Consider the following 22,492-nt stretch of genomic DNA (forward strand, 5'->3'; position numbering starts at 1 on the left):
GCAATCAGGACGCGGGCACTTCCCACTCGACCACTGTCCCCGGCGCGCCGTCGCGGATGACAGCACGACCGCCGAGTTGCGCGGCTCGGTTGCAGATGTTCGCCAGCCCGTGCCCCCGGACGACGTCCGCGCCCATGCCGGTACCGTCGTCGGTCACGCTCAGCGCCAGACGGTCGTCGTCGGCGGCGACCAGGACACGGCACGACGTCGCATGGGCGTGCCGGGCAACGTTGCTCAGGGCCTCGCGCAGCACCGCCTGAAGTTCCGGATCGGCGTCGTGGCCCGAGAACTGGTCGACCGGCCCGTCCAGGCATACGTCGGGAGTGAAACCGAGTGCGGCCGTACTGCTCTCGACGATCTCACCGACCGCGGCACTCAAACTCGCGGTCCCGTTCGACAGCCCGGTCGCACCGATCTGAAGGTCGAAGATGACCGCCCGCAATCCGCGAACGATGCTGTCGGTTTCGTCGATCAGCGGATCCAGATCCGTGGCGAGGCGGGGATGCCGTCGAGCCAGGGAGGTCAATGCAAGCCCGAGCCCGAACACGCGCTGAATTGTCAGGTCGTGCAGATCAGCCGCCATCCGGGTCTGTTCGTCGTGGCGGGTTCGTTCGTGTTCCGCCCGCACGAGGAGCCGGTTCTGGGTGAGCAGACTGGTCCGCATGGTGTCGACGGCGCCGCCGATCATCGAGACTTCCCTCGGCCCGTCGGTGCCGATTTCCCGCTCGTAGTCGCCCTCGGCCACCGCGCCGATATCGGCGACGAGACGATCGATCGGCCGGGTCAGCAATCGTCGCGTCAGATAGAGGGCGGCTATCGCGGTGCCGATCGCGAGAACGAACGCGACGGCGGTCGCGACATTTGCCAAGACCTGCGCCGAGCGAACCCGATCGACCTGTTCGGTCACCCGTTCATCCGTCAGGGCATCGAGGTCCTGAAGCTGTGAGCGCAGCCCGTCGAACAATTCCTTGCCCGTGGCAGTCATGGCCACGACCTGCTCGTCCGCTATCTCGTTATTGCGACGAGCGAGGATCTCCGGCTCACTGGCCTGAGCGGTCCAGGTGTTCGCCGCCTCGACGACCGCGTCCAGCGTTGCCGAAGCCTTGGCGTCGCCGGCAAGCAGCGCGTTCAGATCCGACAGGGACGCGGCCGCGGCGTCCCTGCCTGCGTCGTACGGTTCGAGGAAACTGGGATCACCGGTCAGCACGTAACCGCGCTGCCCGGTCTCCTGGTCCACATAGGCGGTCGTCAGATCCGACACGGCATTCTGCGCGGGCAGGAGGCGCTCGGAGAGCACGTTCTCGGACGCACGAACCACCAGTCTCCCGTACACGGAAACCGCGGCGGAAACGGCGAACAGGGCCACGAGGATCCCGATCGCCAGCCACAGCAACGTCCGCAACGACATCCGCCTGGCATTCGCAGTCCGACCCGACATGGTCAGCCTCTCACCCGATCCGGACGCGGGATCGGGTGCCTGGACGGCCGACCCCGCCGGTTTCCACACTATTGCGCCCGACCTACGCGGCGGAACCGATTGCACAGTCCGATCGACGCCGGATCCTGGGTCACCCGGGAGGGTGTGTTCCGAGCCAGGTCGCTTGTCTGCGCGCCGACGCGCGCGAGAGCCACGCATCCTGAACGAGCTCCGCCAATTCTTGCCGGGACAACTCACCGATACGGCTCCCCCGCAAGAGCACCGACAGGTGGCCGTCGAAGTGTGGGGTGGTGAAGAACGGTGTCGCGCGGTCACGGACCAGCGCCTGCTTGTCGGCTTCGGACGGCACCCAGAACACGATCACGTCGTCGTAGCGTTCCCCGGTGTCGGGGTCCGTCGCATCGGGTCGGGGATTGCGGAAAAACACGAACGACTTGCCCCCGACCTGGTAGACGGGATTGTCGCCGGGGCCGTGGGTGACGGTGGCGTGCGGCATGCCGAGAGCCAATTCGTGCACGTCGTCGACCCGTGCCGCCCGCCTGCTGGTTCCCACCTCACAACCATAAATGCTCCGGATCCGGGACGCTTCCGCACAGGGTCATCAGGCCGTGGGTGCGCCCGGCCTCGACCATCGCCTACTACGCCGACTCGGGCTCGACATGGCGGAAAGGGTGTGTTCGCCACCCGCAACGGCGGCGAACAACTCGCGATCGTGCACGCGCCCACCCGGCCGCTGGTCGAGCTGACCGTCGCCGCCGACGACCCCGACGACATCACCGCCATCACCGCGCGGCTGACCAGGCTCGGTGTGGCGATCCAGCACGACGGCACCTCCGTCAGCGCCGTCGAACCGGTCACCGGCACGGTGGTGCGGGTGGAGGTGCGACCCCGGATCGTGATCGAGCCCGCGGTGTCGCCGACGCCGTACAACGGACCGGGCCGGATCGATCGCTGGGGGCGGGCCCCGTTCCTCACCCGCACCGACCCGGTACGCCCCCGAAAACTCGGCCACGCGGTGATCGGGTCCACCGACCTCGAGACCACCATGACGTTCTTCACCGACGGTCTCGGATTCAAGGTCAGCGACTACATGGGCGACAAGGCCGCGTTCCTGCGCTGCTCCGTCGAACACCACAACGTCCTCGTCATGGCCGCACCGGTGAACTTCATGCACCACACCAGTTGGCAGGTCGACGACATCGACGAGGTCGGCCGCGGCGCCCACACCATGCTCGACGGCAACCCCGAACGCCACATCTGGGGACTCGGCCGCTACTATGCCGGCGCGAACTTCTTCTGGTATCTCGAGGACCCGGCCGGGAACTTCTCCGAGTACTACTCAGACATGGACACCGTCCCCGAGGACGAACTCTGGTCCCCGGAGGTGCTGCACGGACTGTAGGGCCTCTACGCCTGGAGACCGCCGCCGCCCGCGTCGTTCCTCGAACCGGACGACCTCGCCGCCGTCATGACCGGAGCCCATTCGGCGAAGGGGTGACAGGAAGAGCCGAATCGGATGGAATCTCGGACGTCAATCGACGACGAACTGTGTCCGCTCGAAGAGCCGTCCGACGCCCCGTTCCCGCTGTCGCCCGATGACGTACCGGCCGGGGGCGATGCCGGTGGCTCCGTGCTCGGGGTGGAGGAGGTAGGCGGTGACGCGGGTGTCGAGGATGCCGAGTGCGAGGCGCCGGGGGTCGTTCACCGGCGTCGACCACATGCCGTCGTCGGCGACGAGGCTGTGCGGGTTTCCGCCCGCCGCGCTCCGCAGCAACTCCATTCCCGACAGCGGTACGTTCTCCGATCGCGTCCACGGACCGGGCGTGACGACGTCGGCGACAATGGGATACGGGATCACAAGGAGGTCGCCCTGGGCCTGCATACCGTCGATGACGGGTACGGATACTTCCTGGTCGAGATAGTCGAAGACATCGAGGCCGGTCAGGGCCGTGAGATCGGACAGGGTCATGATCGAGTTCATGCGAATCACCTCTGGAGTTATGGGTTTCGGGTTTCAGGTTCGACGAACGAGATGGGCGTAGTCGGTGCCGTCGATGCCGTAGGTCCAGGCGGCGGCCTCCAATGCCGACGAAATCCGTGTCGGCACATAGATCCCGTATCGTCGCCGACGTCCGTCGCGTTCGGGAGAACCATTGACGGCGAGCAGGATGTGATCGCTACGGCCCCAGCCGTCCGATATCACGTAAAGCTGCAGCGTGTGACCGACATTGCCGGGATCATCGGCTCGGTCGATCAGCGCGAGCCCGGCCTCGTCGATGTAGGTGTCCCATCCGATGCGCTCGATCGCGCATCGGCGGACCTCGACATTGCGTTCGCGTGCGATGCGTTCGACGGTGGGCTCGAGGACGACCCAGTCGGGCACGATGGTCCCGTGATGAACGAAAAGCAAATGACCGTCCTCGAATTCGAGCGCAGGCGCATCCGGGTGGTGCAATCGGCGTTCGTTGTGTACACGGCCCGGTATGGGCTCGGCATGAAGGGCGGTGGGACGTTCCGCCATGACGCACACGTTGTCGAACGCCCACCACCACCCGGTCGCGCCGGTCAGCGCGGTCTGGAGGTCGAGCAGCTCGACGTCGTCGGAGCGGAACCTGGCGAGCCCGAACCGGCGGTACGTGTCGTAGAACGCGACCCGATGGGCTTCTTGCTGTCCATACCAGCTCACCCCACCGGCGACGGCGGGCATCAATGTCCGGATTGCAGCCGCGACGCCGTCGAAAAGGCTCGTGCGCAACGAATCCCACACGGCGGCGCGGATGATTGCGTTGGGGCTGATGTCGACGCGGGCAGAGTCGTCGGGCGACTGGGCTCGCGCGGTCTCGACGGCCCGACGTTCGTGCGGCCAGTCTGATCTGCCTCGGGCGATCAGTGTGTCCATGCGTCTGCGCGATTCCGACAACATCGTCGCTATTCGGGCGGAGATGCACGTTACTCCGTCGCCGGCAAACGACAGCGTCGTCGCCAATCCCTCGGTGGCGATCAGGTCCGATCCGGCTGGGGGTGACGGCACCCAGACGAACTCCGGTTCGCGGAATCCTGATCGCCGATACAGTGTTTCGACGGCAGATTCCGCCGTCGTGCGATCGGACGGCCAGGCGCGCAGCCCATGCCCGAGCCATACGTCACGCACAGCTTCGACACCGGACATGAATTCGGCGGAGTGATCTTGGTTGTCGGTGAATGTCGCTCGGTGTCGAACCACCGAGCGAAGCGGTGCGGCGCTCACGCGAATGTGGCGGAGTCCGCCTTTCCAATAGTCATGTGTATGAGCGTGGCACGCGAATGCCTCGAGCGCAAGGCCTCCGACTGACGCCACGATCCGTCGCGGTCCCTACCACTCGCCGACTCGATTCGGGGGTGGCCGGACACCACCCCCAGGGGGTCTAACACGACCCGACCCTTCGCGCCACGATGGAGGAACCGGCAGAAAGCACACCATGACGTCGGCCAACTACAGCGACCCGCCGACCGACGGACCCCAGCAACGCACTGCCTCGACAGGCGCACTCCGAAAGGGGAACTCCCAGTGACGGACTCTGTTCTGTCGTACACCGACCACGGGCACACCGACGAGATGACGCTCATCCCGGACCACTCCCCGATCGTCATCGGCCGCTCCTCGTGCGCCGACCTGTCGCTGCCGACCGACCCGGACATCTCCCGTTTACACGCCACCATCGAACGCATCGGCATCCACTGGACCATCACCGACGACGGCCTCTCCCGTAACGGCACCTTCGTCAACGGCACCCGCTTGCAAGGGCGCCAGACTCTGCACCCCGGAGACGTCATCCAAGTCGGCGAGAGCATGCTCACCTACCACGGGGAGCCGGGTACGGACTGCGGCATCACCCACATCGGGAACACCCTCGACTCCGACATCATTCTCACGCCCGCACAACGCACCGTCCTCACCGAACTGTGCCGGCCGTTCCACGACGGCACCGACCACCCCATCCCGGCATCGAATCGGCAGATTGCCGACGCTCTGCACCTGAGCACCGAAACGGTCAAGACCCATCTTCGTGCCCTCTTCTGCACATTCGAGATCGAGGACCTCCCTCAGAATCAGAAACGCTCCCGACTCGTCACTCTCGCCCTCAACAACGGGGTCCTCTCCAAGCCGAAGGGGGTCGGTTTCCAGCCCTAGGATGCGTTTCGATGCGCGGGAGATCCGGCGGATCCTGTTGTTGCCAATAACATCTATCCAGCGAGGAATCCATGGATCCGATCATCGTGATTGTCGGTGGCGCGGTGGGCGCCGTCGCCGCATATGTCGTGCCGCTCTGGCTGATCAGAAGCGGTCGCAGTCCACGACTGGCCGCGAAACGTGAGGTGTCGACGGCGATCAGCGACGGCGCGCTGCCCCCGGACGCAGACATCGGGTCATGGCGAACGCGACTGGTGGAGAACCGACAGTCGATCACCCGGGGCCGCTGGGTAATGCTTGCCGCTGGTCTCATCATGTCATTCGTCGCGCTCACCGACTTCGCCGACGAGGGTGGATCACTCCTCACATGGCTGTTCGCCGGGTCGGCTGTTTTGTTACTTGTCGACGCGTTCGGGATGCATCGCCAGGTGAAACGAGCCGATGCTCTACTCGCGGCGATCGGCGAAGGACCAACGGAGGCACCGAACTTCGGCGCTCGCTGAGTGGACACTCGCATTCGGCGTTCGGTCGTACCGCAGGAATCGCGAATACACTGTGCCCGCAGGTACGCTCGCCGATCTCGCCGGGGCCGATGTTCGCGGGACAAGGAGGAGGCGAGTGGAGACAGGTGCACGCGACGGGACCGGATACCGCGTGTGCGCCGGATGCCGGATTTCGGCGACGTCACCGACGACGACATTCTCGATGCCGTCGAGACGACGCCGGATTCGTCGTCGGCGATCCTGTCGTCGGCCGGTTCGGTTACCTGTGCCCGACCCGCGTCGCCCTGATACCCGACAGCCTGGACGCGAGCCGTCAGGCCGTTCCGGACGGCAGCGTGCTTCTGCGCATCGCCGCGTCGGGTGACATCGACACGGTGGTTCGCGCGTACGAACGGCTGCGGGACGCGGGCGCACTCGCGCCGCTCCCACGGCCGCTGGACCGGCCGACGCTGTGAGTTCGAGGCCCACCACACGTCGGCCGACCGCTATTCGTCTTCGGGTTCTGCAGTCCTCGGCTGCTCGGTCTGTTTGGGTGCAGCCGGCACCCATTCCCGTAGTTGCTGCACCACCGTCCCGTAGAACGCGTCCGCCGAGGACGTCACGCTGCTGATGAAACTCGACGCCGTTCCCGACCTTCGGCCGCCCATCGGGAACGATTGTTCGAGACAGAAGGACACGATGTCCCCGGACCTACCGGCGGTCAGCACTTTCGGATCGGCCCGCACCGCCTCGATGTGCTCGCAGGCTTCGTTCCCGCGCTCGGAGAACACCGCCTCCACCTGAACGTCGCCGGGGACGTCCTTGAGCTGCTTGAGCAGCCACGACAGCCGGCGACCGGAGGTTCCCTCGTTCGGCGCCTCGACCGTGGTGCGGCAGCGGATCTTGTTGGTCCGCACATCCGCGATCACCACCAGATCACCGGCAGTCCCCGGGATCCGCAGGACCGCCTCGAACACGCCGTCGGCCGCCAACCGCTCGGCAACCGCCGCGTTACGGGCCACCGGATCGGTGCCGTGCCTGCGCGGCAGGACGTGTTTGACGGTGACCCCCAACTCGGCGGTCAGTCGCAGTGCGAGATGCCGGGACAGGGACACCCAGGTCTCGGCCACGGTGAGGGCTTTCTGGTCCCCGGCGCGCAGAGTGCCGGCGGTGACCGCATCGCGAACCGTGACCCAGTGCCGGCCCATGTCGACGAACTCGACCGCCCCGGAACGCGGATGGTCGAGGTACCGCAGGAACTCCGCAAGGACCCACGCCTGCAGATCGTCGTCGATTCCGCCATGGGACAGCAACATCCGTGCCTCGTGCGCCACTTCCGCCCACGACAAATGCCGTAAAGCGACCTTGGCGAGCTTGCGCCGATCGACCTCCACCGGCAGCTCCCCCGCGCTGGCCGGGACGTCGTTCGACAGGCTGACCACCACGTCGTACTTCTTCTTCCGAGCCACGTCGAGATAGTTCTCGAGTTGCTCCTTCTTCAGCTTGCCGCTGCCGGTCTTGACCTCGAGCAGACCGGTCCACACCCTGCTCCCGCGGGAAACCTTCAGGACGGCATCGGGAATCACCTTCGTCTCGCCCCGCTCGTACGCCACCTCCACGTATCCCTCGAAGGTGCCCGTCGGAGCCCCTACCCGGGCACACACGGCGCGTGCGAACGGACGCACCGCCTGCATGGTCGAGATCAGTGCCGACGTGGCACGCCGCTCCTGCTCCTCACCCGCGCCCACACCGATGACCGAGAACAACCGCGCCGGCTGCCAGGTGTCCTGTTCGGCGAGACCGAATACGAGTGGCTTCGACTTCTTCACCGCCCGCTTGGTGGTGCGGACACCCCGGGTCGACGCTTTCCGTGGTGCGACCGGTGTGGTGGGCAGTTCGGGCACCAATTGCGGGGTGCCGGAGTCGGCAGGCACCGCTGCGTCGGAATTCTCACGATCGGATGGGGCGTCGGCGGTCTCGGCGGGTTCGGGGTCCGGGTCGTCGTCGATGTCGACTCCGAAATCGCTGGCCAACCCCGCCAGCCCGGAGTCCCAGCCCTGCCCGACCGCCCGAACCTTCCAGTCGCCGTTGCGGCGGTACACCTCGCCGAACACGAAGGCCGACTCGGTGGTGGCATCGGCAGTGACGTACTCCGCCAACGTGTGCCCGGCGCCGTCGACGACCCGGAGGGCGAGTTTGCCGAGATCACCGAACTGGCCGGCAGCGACACTGCCTCCGAGGGCAACGGTGTGCACATCGTCCGGCACGGTGGACAGGTCGATCGCGATCCTCGCCTGCGCACCTTCCTCGGTGCCGCTCGTGCCCAGGAACCGAATCGATCCGTCGGTGGACTCCGGCTGGTTGTAGAACACGAAATCGGCGTCGGAGCGCACCTTTCCGTCCGCGTTGAGCAGCAACGCCGACGCGTCGACCTCGACGTCCGACTCGGTCCACCCGAGCACCACGTCGATCTGCTCCACGTCAGCGGGCAGGGACAAATTCTGCCCCTTGGACAGCATCGGAAACTCCACCACAACCACCTTCGTTCGACCCGGAACCGCAACGACTCGCGCGGCGGTACAGGGCCTGTGCCGAACCGACGTCCGTCGCATCAACTGCGCATACTAATCGGTTCGTTTCGGGCGTGGACACCACCTGGCAAACATCGTGTCGCCGCGGATAATCACTGTCTCAGCAGGTCGACAAGATCCCACGGTCGTGTGTCAGCTATGTGAATGACATTGCAGAACAGCCGAAATGAAAAGAAGTACGGGGCTGAAGAACGGAACCCTGGAGCACCCGCACACGGTTCGGCGGGTGCGTTTTCGGCACCGTCAGGGTCGGGGTCCGAGTTCAGCCGTGATCGCCCCGGCGGCGAGCTGCTGGGCCCGTTCGAGGGTGATGGATCCACTGAGCCAACGCTCGCTCAGCCCCTCGATGAGGGCGGTGAGTCGTTCGGCGGCATCGGCGGGGTCGGCGTCCGGGTCTGCCAGTTCGGCGGCCTGCGCCTCGACGATGAGGGTCTCGACATCCGTTGCCCAGGCGCGAGTCGCGTCGCGGAGTTGGTCGCGGAGGTCTTCGTCGAAGATTGCGGTGGCCCGGAGTTCGCCCCAGGCGATGCTGTTTTCACGGACAGAAGGGGTGTTTTGAATCTCGAGCAGAAGCGTCTGTTCGAGCTGGGTCCGCGGATTCGTCGACGCAAGGGCTTCCGTGGTGTAGCGCTCGGCCCTCTCGTTGATGTGCTCGAGGGCGCGGCGCAGCACTCCCGCCCGGTCCTGGAAGTGGTAGTAGATCAAGGCGGTCGAGACCCCCGCCTCGGCGGCGAGCTTCTCGATCCGCAGCCCGCGCACACCACTTTGCGCGATCACACGGACGGCTGCTTCCAGAATCAACGTCTGACGTTCGGACACGGAACCTCACTTTACGGGAAGGCGGCGGTGCGGCCGCCGCGGAGACCTCGGTTGCCGCACCGCGTGATCAGCCCGCGGGCTCCTGCTGGGTGGTGCAGTGGATTCCCCCGCCGCCGGCGGCGATGGCGTCGATGTTGATCTGCACCACACGACGGTCGGGGAAGAGTCGTTCGAGTTCATCCCTGGCGGCCGCGTCCGCCACGGGGTCGCCGAACTCGGGCGCGATCACGGCGCCGTTACAGACGTAGAAGTTGATGTAGCCGGCCGCGAAGTCGTCTGATTCGAATTCGGGCCGGACGGAACCCGGCGCCTCGAGTACCACGACTTCGAGTGGGCGGCCTCGAGCATCCACCGCCGTCTCGAGAATTTCGAGGTGGCGGGTGGTCACGTCGTGATCGAACGATTCGGGATCCGGATCGAATCCGGCGACGACCACGCCAGGGCGGGCGAAGCGGGCGTAGAAGTCGGTGTGGCCGTCGGTGATGTCCTTTCCCGCGATCCCGGCCAGCCAGATGATCTTCTCGAGCCCGAGCAACGGTCCCAGTTCGGCCTCGACGTCCGCCTTGGACCATCCGGGATTGCGGTTGTTGTTGAGCACGCAGCTTTCGGTGATGATGGCGGTTCCTTCGCCGTCGACCTCGATGCCGCCGCCTTCGAGGATGAGGTCGGTGGGCAACGATTCGACGCCGGCGTGGCCTGTCACGACATCCGCCACTCCCACGTCCCGGTCGAAGTCCTGCTTTTCGCCCCAGCCGTTGAAGTTGAAGTTGATCCCGGCCCTGGTTCCGTTGCCCTCGACGAACACGGGGCCGGTGTCGCGCATCCAGAGGTCGTCGAGAGGGGCCGTTACCAGTTCGACGGCGGGGCCGACGAGCCCGCGCACGAGGTCGAGTTCCTCCTCGCGCACGAGCATCAAAACGGGCTCGAACTGCGCGATCGTTTGAGCGATGGTGGCCAGATTGCGGCGGACCTCGGGTAGCAACTCGGCTCCCCAGATCTCCTCACTCGCACCGAACGCCATCCAGGTCCGCTTGTGCGGTTCGCCCTCCTCGGGCATTCGCCACATCCGCTGATCCTCCTCATCCGCACTGGTGCCACCTTCGAGGTAGGACACCGGGCCGGTGCAGGCCGCTACCAGCAGCCCACCGACCGCGGACAGACCCGACTGGATGAAGCGCCGTCTGAGCATCACTCCGCCTTCCCCTTTCGTTTTCTCGCATCGCAACCCCGATCCAGCCGGGACCAACTGCGACCATACTAGCCTGACTAAATTGTTAGTTAGTGGGTGCGCAATGACGAAGACACAGTAGGGCGATCCCGTCACTCAATCTCGATAGGTAGCCGGGGGTGGTCCTGCGATCGGCCCGAGCGAAGCGGCGAGCCACCGGTCGTACAGGCGCATCCACGTGCCGTCCGCGCGCAGGCGGTCGAGGGTGCCGTTGACGAACCGCACCATGTCGTCCTTGTACTTGTTGACACCGATCCCCCAGTGCTCTTCATCCTCCATCGGCGGTCCGACGATCTGAAAATGCGGGTCCTGGGACACGAGGCCGGCCAGGAGCGAGTCGGAGGTGCTGGTCGCGTCGGCCTGCCGTTTCTGCATGGTGACGAGGCAGTCGTCCCAATCGGGGACCGCGACGATCGTGGCCTCCGGCGCGACCCGTTGGACGGTGGGAAGCGACGTGGTGTCGACGAAGGTGCAGACCCGTTTTCCGGCCAGGTCCGCGGGCCCCGTGATATCGGAACCCCGCGGAACCATAATTCGCTGAAAGGCGCGGAAGTACTCGGTGGAGAAGGCGACGCGCTGGGCGCGTTCGCACGTGATCGCGGTGGCGTGAACGACGACGTCGACATCGTTGTGCTCGAGTGCCGTGAACCGCCCGGCCGAGGTGAGCAACCGGAATTCGACTTTTGTCGGATCGCCGAAGATGTCCTTGGTGATCTCCTTCGCCACGTCGATGTCGAAACCCTGCAGGGTGCCCGTGGTCGGGTCGCGGAAGCTGAACGGGTTCGTGTTCTGATCGACACCGACGATCAACCGGCCGCGCGCCGCGATCTCGGCGAGTGACCCACCGGGCGGCATCTGCCCGGGCGGGGGCTGCGGGCCGGGCCGCAGGCTTGCGAGCGCTCCGCACGACTCGGGGGACGGTCCTGCAGGCGGCGGATTGTTCGTGGGCGGGATGATCTGTGCACCGTTCGTCATCGGCCGTGTGGTGTACGTACCCGCGACCGTCGGGGTGAGCGGGTCGGGTGCTGCGCAGCCGGCGAGGACGGCGACAGCGAGAATGCCGACGAGGTGCCGAGCACGCGGCCGCGCCCCCGGTCTCGAAATCCTCACCTGCGTCATCAGTGGTACTCGTTCAGTCGCGGCCAGATACCCCCGCCGACGGCGAATCCGCAGGACACGCCAATAATCATGCTACCGATCGCCAAGGATGACATCGACCGATAGGCGTCGGTCACGGCGCTTGCCTCGTCGTCGCGAAGTCGGTCGATCGCGTTCTGCAGGGCCTCGTCCATGGCCGCGAACTTCGCCGCCGACGTCCCGGAGCCGGAGCCGGCGGCGATCGCCGCGGCGGTCGGGTAGTCACCGCGCTCGAGGGCGATCTCGATGTCCCGGTGCGCGGCCAGCCAGCCGTCGCGGGCCGCCACGGCGTCGCGGAGGTCGTCCGCGGCGACGTCACCGTGCGAGCTGTCCAGCTGCCGGGTGAGTTCGTCGGACAACGCCTGGGAGTGACGCGTGTAATCGATTTCCGATTGGGTGTCGGCCCCGCGCTGCAGGAGGGCGAGGGTCTCGTCGGCGCGGGCCTGCTGCGCCAGGATACGAGCGCGCGCAACAGTGTTGATGGGTTGTGTTCCTTCGGTTCTCGCGTGTTCGCTTGCCGACGTCGACACCAGGCTTCCGGCGATCAGCCAGACCAGGAGCCCCGCCATGAGCAGCGTCGCGACAGCGAGACCGGGGTTGAACCGGCGCTTGCTCTTCCGCACCACGTACAGCTGGGCGAGGACGAGCGCGACGAGCGCGGCCGCGGTCACCGTGAACGCGGCCGCGGGAAGTTGGGCCGTGTGTGTCTGGGTCTCGGCGACCGCGTCGGACTGACGGACATACAGCTGCTCCGCCAACGGGAGGATGGTGTCCTGCATGAGCGCGGAGGCATCGGACAGATATGCCACCCCGACCGGGTTGCCGGCCCGATCGTTCGCTTGAGCCGTGGCGACGAGATTGAAGTACTCGGCGAGGTTGCGCACGACGTCCGACAACAGTGCCAGCGATTCGGCATCCTGGGACGACACCCCGTTGGTCGCCGTGACCAGCGCGTTCGACGCATCACCCACCGCCTGCGTGAACTGCTCCGCGCCGGTACCCGATTCGCCACCGGAGATGAACGACGTCGTAGCGGCGGCATCGGCGATCGACAGCGAGCTGTAGAGGGTCTGGGCGGCGTTCGCCAGGGGCTCGGTGTGGGTGCGCAGTACTTCGACTCGCTGTTGCCGCGCGCCGACCGCCGCCGAAGTGATCACGCCGGCGGCTATGACCACGGCGATGAGCGCGACTCCCAGCACGGTCAGCCGTCCGGGGGTGGACGTGAGGAATTCGACCCACGGGCGGCGACCTTCGGGCTCGACGAGCAGATCCTCGTCGAGCGTCGGGGTTTCGATGACGACGTGGTCGCCGCGGTGGAACATCCGGCCCTCCTGCACCGCCGCCCGCGATATCGGTTGAGCACCGACCCGGGCGGCGTGGCTGAGTCCAGTGTGCACCGAAGGCGGTATTCGACGCGCCGACTCGCAGGACACGGCACGCTGCGAACTCGGCACCGCAACGGGACGTACCCCGTCATACACCGAGGAGCAACACCCCAGTCGCCAGCAGAGCAACGACCTTCACAACTTCCAGACCGATGTAGACGTAGTGCGCGTGAGAACGCGGGACGTCCTCGCCGGCGAGGACGCGGTCGGATCGACGCGTCAACCGGGGCCGGACCCCGACCAGCTGAACCACGAGCACCGCGATCGCGGTCGCGCCCGCCACCACCACCCGGGTCGGCGGCCCCTCGATGAGGAGCCCGGCAACGAGCACCGCCGCCCACACCATTTCGGTGACGTTCAGCGCCCGAAACACGAGCCGGCCGATCCCCAGCCCGAGCGGCACCGTCACCCCTGGTGCACGGAACTTCAGCGGCGCTTCGAGAAACGAGATCGCGATGACCATCCCCAGCCAGGTGAACGTCACCGCGATCGAGACTGCATGAGCTGCGGTCATCCCTACCCCTCCTCTTCGTCCTGCTCTCGCCGGTGCGGCGGGCGCAATCGGGAACTCTGCACCGCCAACCGGGTCTGTCGTCAGTGCTGTCCAGCATGCGCCAGCCTCACGCGGAAGAGTCAGACGGGTAGTCATCGCCGATGAAGCATCGAATCCTTTGGAGGAGAGACGATGTCGCGGTCGATCACGTGGTTCGCGGGGCAACCTCATGATCAAGGATCCGACATCTGCGCTGCCCACGGAACGAGACAACGCTCCGCGACAAAGCTACAACTCCCGTCCCCGATGTCCATTTGCCACTCGTCCAGCCCTTTCCTCCCGGACCGTCGGGTCCGACAATGGGACGGTGAGTTCGCGAGGTTCCGCCGCAGACTGGGCACTCGGCCAGGTCCACGCCGTGCGTGACGATCCTGATGCCCGCCTCGAGCTGAGTGCCCGCACGTATCACGGTCCGGTGGGCAACGCACCGCGGCATTTGCCGTTTCGCCGGGCGGCGCTGTCGTTCATGCGCTGGCAGGTCGGCCGCGGCGTGCTGGCCGCGCTCGAGGCGACGCCTCCCGGGAGTCCCTGGTGGCGGGCCGTCAACGAGCGACTGCTGCGCGACGGGTGCGAGGCCGTCGCCCGGAGCGGCGGAATGGGAGGGACGCCGTCATCGCACGCGGTCGACCTGTGGATGCTGTTCGTTGCCGATCCGACCGCACGCACCTGGTACCGAGCCCACAACGCGAGCATCGCCTCCGCCTACCTCGACCATCGCGACCTCGCCGAAACCGAGAGCCGTCCCGAGCGCTTCTTTCTCAACGTCGTGCTGCTCCGCGTTCTCTTCGCCCATGCCTTGGTCGCGGCGCCACGTCTGGCGCTCGGGCGGCTCGCGCCGGCAGGACCCCTGCTCGGCGATCCGCGACTGTCGATGACCGGGATCTTCCTTTCCCTCTCGCGGGTTCTCCCCGACCGATATCCACTCGGAGACGACGTCGCTGCGTATGTCGCCGCCGAGCACAACCTCGGCGAGATGCTGGACTACGGCCTGATCGGACCGCGCCTGCAACAGCTGTACGAATGGTCGGCGGACGAGCTCGACGAACCGCGTCTGCTCGACTGCATTCGCGCCGGCAGCCCGACCTATGCCTGGTCGTACACCGATCGCGAGGTGTGGCATCCGGCGCGACCGCCCGCCGCGATCCGCGCGGTTCGGCGCTTCGTACCGGCTCGCCGGTAGTTGTCTCTGCAGACCGGGAATGACGAAAGGGATACGACAATGGCCGACCAGTACGCCCGGAAGGATCCCACCACGCAGTACCCCGATCCCGACCGCGAGCATCAACCGGAGATACCGCACCCGGGACTGACCGCCGACCTGGTGTCCACGCCGGATCACGGCGAGAAGACCTATCGGGGTAGCGGCCGCCTCGCGGGCCGCCGGGCCCTGATCACCGGCGCGGATTCGGGCATCGGACGGGCCGTGGCGCTCGCGTTCGCCCGTGAGGGTGCGGGCGTGGTGGTCAGTTGCCTCGACGCCGAGGAGCCTGATGCACAGGAGACCGTGCGACTGGTGGACGAGGCCGGGCAGCGAGGAGTCGTCGCGACCGGGGACATCACGTCGGAGGACCACTGCCAGACTCTCGTGGACCTGACGGTCCGTGAACTCGGCGGCCTCGACATCCTCGTGAACAACGCGGCGTTTCAGATGGTGCAAACGGGTGGCATCGCCGACATCACCACCGAGCAGTTCGACCGCGTCCTGCGGACGAACCTCTACGCGCTGTTCTGGCTGTGCAAGAAGTCCGTCGCGGTCATGGAACCGGGATCGACCATCGTGAACACGTCGTCGATCCAGGGCATGAATCCCTCCCCCGGCCTGCTCGACTACGCCACCACCAAGGCGGCGATCATCAACTTCACCAAGGGACTGGCCGCCGATGTGGCGAAGCGGGGAATACGGGTCAACGCCGTGGCACCGGGCCCCATCTGGACGCCGCTGATCCCCGCGACCATGCCCGCCGACGGCTACCGGAATTTCGGCGAGGACGTGCCCTTGGGCAGGCCCGGCCAGCCGGCCGAACTGGCTCCCGCGTACGTGTTCCTCGCGTCGAACGAATCCAGTTACGTCACTGGAGAAGTACTCGGCGTCACCGGGGGAATTCCCTTCACGTGAGCGCCGTGGTGACTGGCGTGCGACCGCACTCTGGGCGAGCTCACTCCTTGTTCTGGGCGGCGACGATCGCGGCGAGGTTGGCGGCAATGTTCTCCTCGACGGCTGTTTTGTCGACGCCCAGTCCGGCGAGCACACCGACGCCGTCCTCGACCTCGAGCAGGGCAAGCAGAATGTGCTCGGTTCCGATGTAGTTGTGCCCCAGTCGAAGTGCCTCACGGAAGGTCAGTTCGAGTGCTTTGCGTGACTGGGCGTCGAAAGGGATGAGTGCGGGTAAATCCTCGACAGCGGGTGGCAGCGTCGCGGTCGCGGCGTGGCGGACCGTGTCCAGATTCACGCCCTGTGCGGCGATCGCCCGGGCGCCGAGCCCGTCGGGGTCGGTCAGGAGTCCGAGGACGAGATGCTGGGTCAGGATCTCGGAGTTGTGTGCGGCCCTGGCTTCGTTTTGCGCGACGACCACGACCTGCCGTGCGCGGGGAGTGAATCGGCTGAATCCCTGATTCGGATCGAGGTCGGAGGCCTGCCCGGGGTCCTTGGCGACGAACCGCTTCTGTGCGGCCTGCTTGGTGACTCCCATACTCTTGCCGATTTCGGTCCACGACGCACCCGAGCGGCGGGCCTGGTCGACGAAGTGACCGATGAGGTGGTCCGCGAGTTCGCCGAGGTGTTCGGCAGCGAGAACCGCGTCGGTGAGTTGCTCGAGCGGGGCCTCGGAGTGCACCTTCTTGATCGCGTCGATGAGGTCGTCGAGGCGGATGGGCGGGGTGGCGGACGTTGAATTCTCCATGCGTCAACTCTAAGTTGACGCTAACGAAGCGTCAACCCTGGGTTGTCGACCGAGGCATTCATTCCGCTCCGCGCCGAGAGGGCAATTGAGCGACGGGCAATCTGCTACTTTGATGGCTAGCAGATCTAGGGATAGGGGTTCTATGCATATTGAGAAAGATCTAGTGGCCGCGTCGGCCACTCCCCTGGTGCTCGGGATTCTCGCCGAGGGCGAGTCGTACGGGTACGCCATCCTGAAGCGAGTCAACGACTTGTCCGGCGGACGGATTCAGTGGACCGACGGCATGTTGTACCCCTTGCTGCATCGGCTCGAACGGCTGGGATTGGTGTCGGCGTCGTGGGGCGCCTCCGACAGCGGGCGGCGGCGCAAGCACTACACGATCACCGATAAGGGCCGGGAAATGCTGGCGGAACGGCGCGCGCAATGGGACGTGGTCGCGGACGCACTGAGCCAGGTGTGGCGCTCCGTCCAACTGCCCCCGGCGCCCGCGGAAGGATGGTCGTGATGGATACCGACAAGGAACTGGAATCGCAGATCGGTCAGTGGCGGGGGTTCGTCGAGCGCCGTCACGCGATATCCGCCGCCGACACGGATGAGATGGAAGACCATCTACGCGATCAGATTTCGGATCTGTCCGCCGCCGGCCTGAAGACCGACGAGGCGTTCCTCGTCGCGGTCAAACGGATGGGCAACGTGGACGACATCTCCCGCGAGTTCGCGCGGGAGCACTCCGATCGGCTGTGGAAGCAACTCGTCCTGCTGCCCGCCGCGCCGGACGGCGATCGCACTCGCCCCACCCGTGAACTGCTCGTCGTTCTCGGGTTCGCGGTCGGCGCCGCACTCGCCCTCAAAGCGGGCTTGGCGACACTCGACGAGCAGGACCTCGCCCGCAACCTCAGCCTGTTCGTTCTTCCCTTCCTCACCGGATACTTCGCGTGGAAACGGAAGGTGACGCTCCGACTGGCCGCGGCGCTGGTGGTGCCGTTCGCCCTGGCGGCGGTCCTGTTGAACGTCTTCCCGTTCGTCTCGAACGGCTCCACCGAGGTGATCGCCGCGATCCACACACCGATCGCGTTGTGGTTCGCGGTCGGCGTCGCGTACGTCGGCGGCCAGTGGCGGTCGGACCGGCGGCGGATGGATTTCATTCGATTCACCGGCGAATGGGTGGTCTACCTGACCCTCCTCGCCCTCGGCGGCGGCGTGCTCATCGGCCTGACGGTCAATGCTTTCGACGCCCTCGGCCTGAGCGTCGAGTGGGTCGTCGAGGACTGGGTGCTGCCGTTCGGAGCGGCCGGTGCGGTCATCGTCGCCGCATGGCTCGTGGAGGCGAAGCAGAACGTCGTGGAGAACATCGCCCCCGTCCTCACGCGGGTGTTCACACCACTGACGACTCTCATGCTGCTGGTGCTGCTCGTCGCGTTCGCGACGACGGGCAGCGTGGTCGACGTCGACCGGAACCTGCTGATCCTGATGGACCTCATCCTGGTCGTTGTCCTGGGCCTGCTGCTGTATGCGATTTCCGCCCGCGACCCCTACCTACCGCCCGACCTGTTCGACCGCCTCCAACTCGTCCTCGTCGTCAGCGCCCTCGCGGTCGACCTGCTGATGCTGTTCGCCATGCTCACGCGAATCGCGGAATTCGGCTTCACCCCGAACAAGGTGGCCGCACTCGGAATGAACCTGGTCCTCCTCGTCAATCTGACGTGGTCGGCCGTTCTCATCCTCGGGTTCCTGCGGGGCCGGCGCGAATTCGGGTCCACCGAACGCTGGCAGACCCGTTACCTCCCCGTGTTCGGTGTGTGGGCGGCGTTGATGGTCGGTGTGCTTCCACCACTGTTCGACTTCGCGTGACCACGTCGTGACCGCTTTCCGGGATTCTTCCAATGCACGCGATACCTTCCGAATGACGCTGCCGCTGCGTAACATCAAGCACATCTCGCTGGAATCCCTCTGGAGGCCGACGTGGGTGGACTTGGTATCGATCTCGGAACTGCCAACACTGTCGTCGGAACTCCCGACGACGGCATCGTACTGAACGAGCCTTCGTTCATGCTGGTTCGGACGAAGGAACCGCACCGTGCTCTCGCCATCGGCACCGAGGCGCGAAGTCTCGTCGGCCGTACGCCTATCGGAATAACTCCGGTGCGGCCGTTGCGTGACGGGGTGATAGTCGACCTGGAGTCGGCACGGGCCTTCGTGACGGCGATCGTCAAACGGGTGTCGCCGGGCAGGCGATACGGGGTGCGGCCCAAGGCCGTCATCTCGGTGCCTGCCGGCGCCACCCCGCTCGAGCGCAGGGCTCTGCTCGAGGTCGGGCACGAGGCCGGCCTGCGGAAGGTGGGGTTGGTGCCCGAGCCGGTCGCGGGTGCCCTCGGCTGCGGAATCAATCCGCTCGAAGCCCGCGCCCACCTCGTCGTCGACATCGGTGGCGGCACTTCGGAAATCACCGCCATCTGTTTCGGTGGCATTCTCTCCCACCGCAGTTGCCGACTCGCCGGGGACGAACTGACCAACGCGCTGTACCACTACCTGCGGTCGGAGCACAACATCGTCGTCGGCGAGCTCACCGCAGAGCGCGCGAAGCTGGGCGCACCGGACACCGACGAAGGGCAGTCACTCGTCGTCGAGGGCCGTGACGCCGCCACCGGCCGGGCACGGTTCGTCACTCTCGAAACCGAGGAGATCGTGGATGCATTGCGGCCGACCACAGCCGGAATCGTCCGCACCCTGACCGAGTGCCTCGAAGACCTTCCGCCCCAGGCGATCGGCGACGTGATGTCGGAAGGGCTGCTCGTGATCGGCGGCGGGGCGATGCTGCGCGGCCTCTCGCAGCTGCTCGAGGAAGCGTTCGGATTCCCGGTGAAGACGGCCGAGCGCCCCCTCACCTGCGTCGCCGAAGGCGCCACCGCGTGTCTCGTGCATCCCGAGGTCGTTGCCGCGTACAGCAGCTGATCACCGGGGCGGCGTTGGGGCAGGTGGTCGCGGGAAGTAGTGCTCGAGGATCTTCTTGACCACGGGGCCGGAAGTCGCGGACCCGGAACCGCCACCCCGGACCAGCGCCGTCACCACGATCTCGGGGGCGTCGAACGGCGCCACCGCGGAGAACCAGGCGTTGAGTCCCTCCCCCGGCGCCGACGGATCCTCCGCAGTTCCGGTCTTGGCGCCGGCCGGTACCGGGAGGTCCGCGAGTTGCCCGGCGGTCCCGGCCGCCGCGGACGCCCGCATCCCGGCCCGGACAGGATCGAGACGATCCGCGAATGCGAGCCGCTGTGGTGCCTCTGTCGGGATGGGGATCAGTTCCGGCCCGTACGACGCGGCCAGCTGAGGAGTCACCATCGCGCCGGTGGCGACCCCGGACGTCCAGCGCGCGACCTGGATCGGGGTTGCGCTGACCGTGCCCTGCCCGATACCCATCAGCAGCGTCGACCCGGGATACCACGTGGACCCGATGCTTCCGACGTTCTCCGGGGTGCCGAGGAATCCCTCCGCCTCGCCGGGCAGGTCGATCCCGGACTGCCGTCCCGCGCCGAGTTGACTCGCGACGTCGGCCATCTTCTCCGGTCCCAGGAGCTCACCGAGTTTGTAGAAGTAGACGTTGTCGGACCATTGGATCGCCTGCAGCATATTGTTCGGGCCCATCGGCTGCCAGTTCCGGAAGGTGTGCCCACCGTAGGTGTAGGCCGCGCCGGTCTCGATCACCGCGTCGGGCGAGAGTACCGGGTATTGCATGTCCGCCGACGCGACGACGATCTTGAATGTCGAACCGGGCGGGACCGCGGCCTGGGTGGCGTTGTTGACCAACGCACTCGGGCCCGGGGTCTGGCTCTGCGCCGCGAGGGCGACGAGGTCGGCCGGGGGACCGTAGACATTGTTGTCGACGCCCGGGACGCTGGCGAGAGCGAGCACGGCTCCGGTCCGCACATCCATCACGACCGCGGCGCCGAGGTCGCCCTTACTGGTGCGCATCGCCTCCACGAGCGCGTCGGTGGCCAGGGTCTGCACACCGATGTCGAGGTGCAGACGCAGATCGTGGCCCCGCACCGGGTCGACGCGCTCGCCGGTGGCCACCGGATTGCCCGATGGGTCGACGTACATGCACTGTTTGCCGTCACTGCCGCGGAGCAGAGCGTCGTACTGCTTCTCGAGTCCCGCCTTGCCGACCCGGGATCCGAGCGCGAGGTGTGGCCAGCGTTCCATGTCGTCGGCATCGGCGACCCCGACGTGTCCGAGGATGGACGCAAGTACGGCACCGTACGGGTACTGCCTGCGACCGGACGGCACCACGAGGACACCGGGAAGGTGCGCGTCCACGATGCGCCGAGCCTGATCGGGCGCGACTCTGCCCACCTCCACCTGGGTTTCACCGTCGCCGCCGGCGTCGATCAGGTCCGACAGCTCGTCGGGCGACTTCGCGAGCAGCGCGGCGAGCCGGTTGCGGGCGTCGTCGTCGCTGTCCTCGAACATCCGAGCGACCACGGCAACGGCGTACTCGGCGACGTTCACCACGAGGGGGACACCGTTGCGGTCGACGATCAGTCCGCGTTCGGCAGGCAGGCGGATGCACCGCATCATCTGTGCATCACTCATCGCCCGATACTCCGCACCCCGGTCGTGCTGCACCTGCCAGGCGAACACCGACATGGCCACGAGTGCGGCGATCATCGTCATCGTGCCCGCCGACACTCCGCGTGGGCGGCGCCGGCGACGGGGGTCGGGGGCCCACAGTGGTCGTGCGACGCCGTCGCGGCGCACCGCGAGTACTAGTCCGATGGCGGCGAATCCGACGATCGCGGCCGTCCCCCCATAGCTGAAGAGGGGAATCGGCATCCCGGTGTGGGGTAGCAGCGACAGACTCTGACCGATCGACACCAGAGCATGGATTCCGAACAACCCACCGATCCCGGCCGCGACGAGTGCAGCCTCCCGGGTCCGTGCCGTCCGCGCGGCGAGTGCGGCCCGCCACACGATCACCGACGTCGCCACCACGACGGCCAGGCCAGCGATCAGCCCCCACCCGTACACGAGGCTGGCGAACGCCAGATCGTGCTCCGATTCGGGGAGAAACTGTGCCCGCACGTCGTACAGCGGGTCTCGCGCCAGACCCCACAGGCCGCCACTGCCGATCGCGATGTTCGCCTGCAACTCGGCCCACCCCGCGCCTGCCGGGTCGGCGTTGCTCGACAGGAACACGTGCACCCGTTCGAGCTGATACGGGCGGAGGAACAGCACCGCGAGCGGTAGCGACGCGATCCCCATCACGAACAACGGGACCAGCGGCAGCAGCGGAACCCGCGCCAGGATGAGCATGAACCCGGCTGTCGCTACGAGCACGACGGCCGTCGACAGGTCGGGCTGTACCGCCACGAGTGCCACCGGCACCGCTGCAATCGCCAGGGTCGCGACGAATCGCGCGAGGGTGAACCCACCCGCGAGCATGCCCGCGGGTACCAGAATCAGGGCGAGCTTGGCCAACTCGGAGGGCTGAACGGTGAACACGCCGAAGTTCAGCCAGCGCTGCGCGCCCTTCGTCGCGACTCCTGCGAGGGACACGGCCGCGAGCAACAGGGTCGCCACCGCGAACAGGGCCCACCCGAAGGCCCGGAGATCACTGATACGCAGGCGGGACAACACCCACATGATCACGAGTCCGACCGCCGCGAAGAGGGCGTGTCGGACAGCGTGCCCCGTCATCCCGGTCGCCGTCAGATTCAGGAGTCCGAGCACGACGAGGACGATCGCCGCCCCGACGATCCACGGGTCGGATTCACGCTTGCCGTCCTGCATGGCA

Annotated in this window: 19 protein-coding genes and 2 pseudogenes; 9 read left to right on the plus strand and 12 right to left on the minus strand. The window is 66.7% G+C overall.

The genetic code is table 11. The features are described 5' to 3' along the window. Positions 1–4: 4 nt before the first annotated feature. Both CA951_RS14735 and CA951_RS14740 read right to left on the minus strand, forming a co-directional pair. Positions 5–1,408 carry a CHASE3 domain-containing protein gene (locus CA951_RS14735; RefSeq protein WP_256973703.1) on the minus strand — a complete coding sequence of 468 codons (1,404 nt, stop codon included), beginning with the start codon at positions 1,406–1,408 and terminating at the stop codon, positions 5–7. A 160-nt stretch (positions 1,409–1,568) separates the two neighbouring features. Further along, positions 1,569–1,934 carry an MmcQ/YjbR family DNA-binding protein gene (locus CA951_RS14740; RefSeq protein WP_087557581.1) on the minus strand — a complete coding sequence of 122 codons (366 nt, stop codon included), beginning with the start codon at positions 1,932–1,934 and terminating at the stop codon, positions 1,569–1,571. A 104-nt stretch (positions 1,935–2,038) separates the two neighbouring features. On the opposite strand from CA951_RS14740, the pseudogene CA951_RS14745 reads away from it, so the two are divergent. Beyond that, positions 2,039–2,936, plus strand: a pseudogene (locus tag CA951_RS14745) (VOC family protein). Between the two features lie 33 nt (positions 2,937–2,969). On the opposite strand, the gene CA951_RS14750 reads toward CA951_RS14745, so the two are convergent. Together CA951_RS14750 and CA951_RS14755 are read right to left on the minus strand one after the other, a co-directional pair. Further along, positions 2,970–3,419, minus strand: a complete 450-nt coding sequence (locus CA951_RS14750) for a hypothetical protein (protein ID WP_087557515.1) — start codon at positions 3,417–3,419, stop codon at positions 2,970–2,972. Positions 3,420–3,452: 33 nt separating this feature from the next. Continuing rightward, entirely contained in the window at positions 3,453–4,685 is a 1,233-nt protein-coding gene (locus CA951_RS14755) for a DUF6745 domain-containing protein (protein WP_087557516.1), read from the minus strand. A 348-nt stretch (positions 4,686–5,033) separates the two neighbouring features. Between CA951_RS14755 and CA951_RS14760 the strand changes: the two genes are divergently transcribed. From CA951_RS14760 to CA951_RS14765, 3 genes and pseudogenes are all read left to right on the plus strand, one after another. Continuing rightward, positions 5,034–5,609, plus strand: coding sequence for an FHA domain-containing protein (locus CA951_RS14760; protein WP_373413810.1), 576 nt, complete (start codon positions 5,034–5,036; stop codon positions 5,607–5,609). Positions 5,610–5,680: 71 nt separating this feature from the next. Further along, a complete protein-coding gene (locus CA951_RS42800) occupies positions 5,681–6,112 on the plus strand; it encodes a hypothetical protein (RefSeq protein WP_143543056.1) in 432 nt (143 codons plus the stop codon). 165 nt (positions 6,113–6,277) lie between these two features. Further along, positions 6,278–6,567: pseudogene (locus CA951_RS14765) on the plus strand (hypothetical protein); the annotation flags it as partial. A 30-nt stretch (positions 6,568–6,597) separates the two neighbouring features. Here the strand turns inward: CA951_RS14765 and CA951_RS14770 are convergent. The 6 genes from CA951_RS14770 to CA951_RS14795 all read right to left on the minus strand — a co-directional run bounded on the left by CA951_RS14770 (position 6,598) and on the right by CA951_RS14795 (position 13,765). Further along, the gene (locus CA951_RS14770; RefSeq protein ID WP_087557582.1) at positions 6,598–8,622 is read right to left on the minus strand and encodes a TerD family protein; all 2,025 of its coding nucleotides are present in this window, start codon (positions 8,620–8,622) and stop codon (positions 6,598–6,600) included. A 303-nt stretch (positions 8,623–8,925) separates the two neighbouring features. Next, positions 8,926–9,501: a TetR/AcrR family transcriptional regulator gene (locus CA951_RS14775; protein WP_087557518.1), complete on the minus strand. Its 576-nt coding sequence runs from the start codon at positions 9,499–9,501 to the stop codon at positions 8,926–8,928. A 67-nt stretch (positions 9,502–9,568) separates the two neighbouring features. After that, entirely contained in the window at positions 9,569–10,690 is a 1,122-nt protein-coding gene (locus CA951_RS14780) for an agmatine/peptidylarginine deiminase (RefSeq protein WP_087557519.1), read from the minus strand. 135 nt (positions 10,691–10,825) lie between these two features. After that, positions 10,826–11,848, minus strand: a complete 1,023-nt coding sequence (locus tag CA951_RS14785; protein ID WP_087557520.1) for a glutamate ABC transporter substrate-binding protein — start codon at positions 11,846–11,848, stop codon at positions 10,826–10,828. Then, positions 11,848–13,188, minus strand: a complete 1,341-nt coding sequence (locus CA951_RS14790) for a hypothetical protein (RefSeq protein ID WP_256973705.1) — start codon at positions 13,186–13,188, stop codon at positions 11,848–11,850. The genes CA951_RS14785 and CA951_RS14790 overlap by 1 nt, the downstream gene beginning before the upstream one ends. A gap of 151 nt (positions 13,189–13,339) precedes the next feature. Then, on the minus strand, positions 13,340–13,765 hold the full coding sequence (locus CA951_RS14795) for a hypothetical protein (protein WP_087557522.1): 426 nt from the start codon (positions 13,763–13,765) through the stop codon (positions 13,340–13,342). Between the two features lie 346 nt (positions 13,766–14,111). Between CA951_RS14795 and CA951_RS14800 the strand changes: the two genes are divergently transcribed. Both CA951_RS14800 and CA951_RS14805 read left to right on the plus strand, forming a co-directional pair. Further along, the gene (locus CA951_RS14800) at positions 14,112–14,984 is read left to right on the plus strand and encodes a hypothetical protein (protein WP_087557523.1); all 873 of its coding nucleotides are present in this window, start codon (positions 14,112–14,114) and stop codon (positions 14,982–14,984) included. Positions 14,985–15,023: 39 nt separating this feature from the next. After that, positions 15,024–15,920 carry a glucose 1-dehydrogenase gene (locus CA951_RS14805; RefSeq protein ID WP_087557524.1) on the plus strand — a complete coding sequence of 299 codons (897 nt, stop codon included), beginning with the start codon at positions 15,024–15,026 and terminating at the stop codon, positions 15,918–15,920. A 40-nt stretch (positions 15,921–15,960) separates the two neighbouring features. Here CA951_RS14805 and CA951_RS14810 read toward each other — a convergent pair whose 3' ends face one another. After that, positions 15,961–16,704 carry a Clp protease N-terminal domain-containing protein gene (locus tag CA951_RS14810; protein ID WP_087557525.1) on the minus strand — a complete coding sequence of 248 codons (744 nt, stop codon included), beginning with the start codon at positions 16,702–16,704 and terminating at the stop codon, positions 15,961–15,963. A gap of 142 nt (positions 16,705–16,846) precedes the next feature. Here CA951_RS14810 and CA951_RS14815 point away from each other — a divergent pair, with 142 nt between their 5' ends. The 3 genes from CA951_RS14815 (at position 16,847) to CA951_RS14825 (ending at position 19,656) form a co-directional block, all read left to right on the plus strand. Further along, positions 16,847–17,209: a PadR family transcriptional regulator gene (locus CA951_RS14815; protein WP_087557526.1), complete on the plus strand. Its 363-nt coding sequence runs from the start codon at positions 16,847–16,849 to the stop codon at positions 17,207–17,209. Then, on the plus strand, positions 17,209–18,555 hold the full coding sequence (locus CA951_RS14820; RefSeq protein ID WP_087557583.1) for a permease prefix domain 1-containing protein: 1,347 nt from the start codon (positions 17,209–17,211) through the stop codon (positions 18,553–18,555). Before CA951_RS14815 ends, CA951_RS14820 begins: the two co-directional genes overlap by 1 nt. A gap of 111 nt (positions 18,556–18,666) precedes the next feature. Further along, positions 18,667–19,656: a rod shape-determining protein gene (locus CA951_RS14825; RefSeq protein ID WP_087557527.1), complete on the plus strand. Its 990-nt coding sequence runs from the start codon at positions 18,667–18,669 to the stop codon at positions 19,654–19,656. On the opposite strand, the gene CA951_RS14830 is transcribed toward CA951_RS14825, so the two are convergent. Further along, positions 19,657–22,488: an FtsW/RodA/SpoVE family cell cycle protein gene (locus CA951_RS14830; RefSeq protein WP_087557528.1), complete on the minus strand. Its 2,832-nt coding sequence runs from the start codon at positions 22,486–22,488 to the stop codon at positions 19,657–19,659. Positions 22,489–22,492: the final 4 nt, after the last annotated feature.

It is taken from the genome of Rhodococcus sp. NCIMB 12038, assembly GCF_002165735.1.
Lineage (GTDB): Bacteria > Actinomycetota > Actinomycetes > Mycobacteriales > Mycobacteriaceae > Rhodococcus_F.

Bases quoted from the DNA above. Each gene is read 5' to 3' on its own strand.
- CA951_RS14735 (WP_256973703.1), bottom strand. From the start codon at position 1,408: ATGTCGTTGCGGACGTTGCTGTGGCTGGCGATCGGGATCCTCGTGGCC.
- CA951_RS14740 (WP_087557581.1), bottom strand. From the start codon at position 1,934: ATGCCGCACGCCACCGTCACCCACGGCCCCGGCGACAATCCCGTCTAC.
- CA951_RS14750 (WP_087557515.1), bottom strand. From the start codon at position 3,419: ATGAACTCGATCATGACCCTGTCCGATCTCACGGCCCTGACCGGCCTC.
- CA951_RS14760 (WP_373413810.1), top strand. From the start codon at position 5,034: ATGACGCTCATCCCGGACCACTCCCCGATCGTCATCGGCCGCTCCTCG.
- CA951_RS42800 (WP_143543056.1), top strand. From the start codon at position 5,681: ATGGATCCGATCATCGTGATTGTCGGTGGCGCGGTGGGCGCCGTCGCC.
- CA951_RS14780 (WP_087557519.1), bottom strand. From the start codon at position 10,690: ATGCTCAGACGGCGCTTCATCCAGTCGGGTCTGTCCGCGGTCGGTGGG.
- CA951_RS14785 (WP_087557520.1), bottom strand. From the start codon at position 11,848: ATGACGCAGGTGAGGATTTCGAGACCGGGGGCGCGGCCGCGTGCTCGG.
- CA951_RS14790 (WP_256973705.1), bottom strand. From the start codon at position 13,188: ATGTTCCACCGCGGCGACCACGTCGTCATCGAAACCCCGACGCTCGAC.
- CA951_RS14795 (WP_087557522.1), bottom strand. From the start codon at position 13,765: ATGACCGCAGCTCATGCAGTCTCGATCGCGGTGACGTTCACCTGGCTG.
- CA951_RS14805 (WP_087557524.1), top strand. From the start codon at position 15,024: ATGGCCGACCAGTACGCCCGGAAGGATCCCACCACGCAGTACCCCGAT.
- CA951_RS14810 (WP_087557525.1), bottom strand. From the start codon at position 16,704: ATGGAGAATTCAACGTCCGCCACCCCGCCCATCCGCCTCGACGACCTC.
- CA951_RS14815 (WP_087557526.1), top strand. From the start codon at position 16,847: ATGCATATTGAGAAAGATCTAGTGGCCGCGTCGGCCACTCCCCTGGTG.
- CA951_RS14820 (WP_087557583.1), top strand. From the start codon at position 17,209: ATGGATACCGACAAGGAACTGGAATCGCAGATCGGTCAGTGGCGGGGG.
- CA951_RS14830 (WP_087557528.1), bottom strand. From the start codon at position 22,488: ATGCAGGACGGCAAGCGTGAATCCGACCCGTGGATCGTCGGGGCGGCG.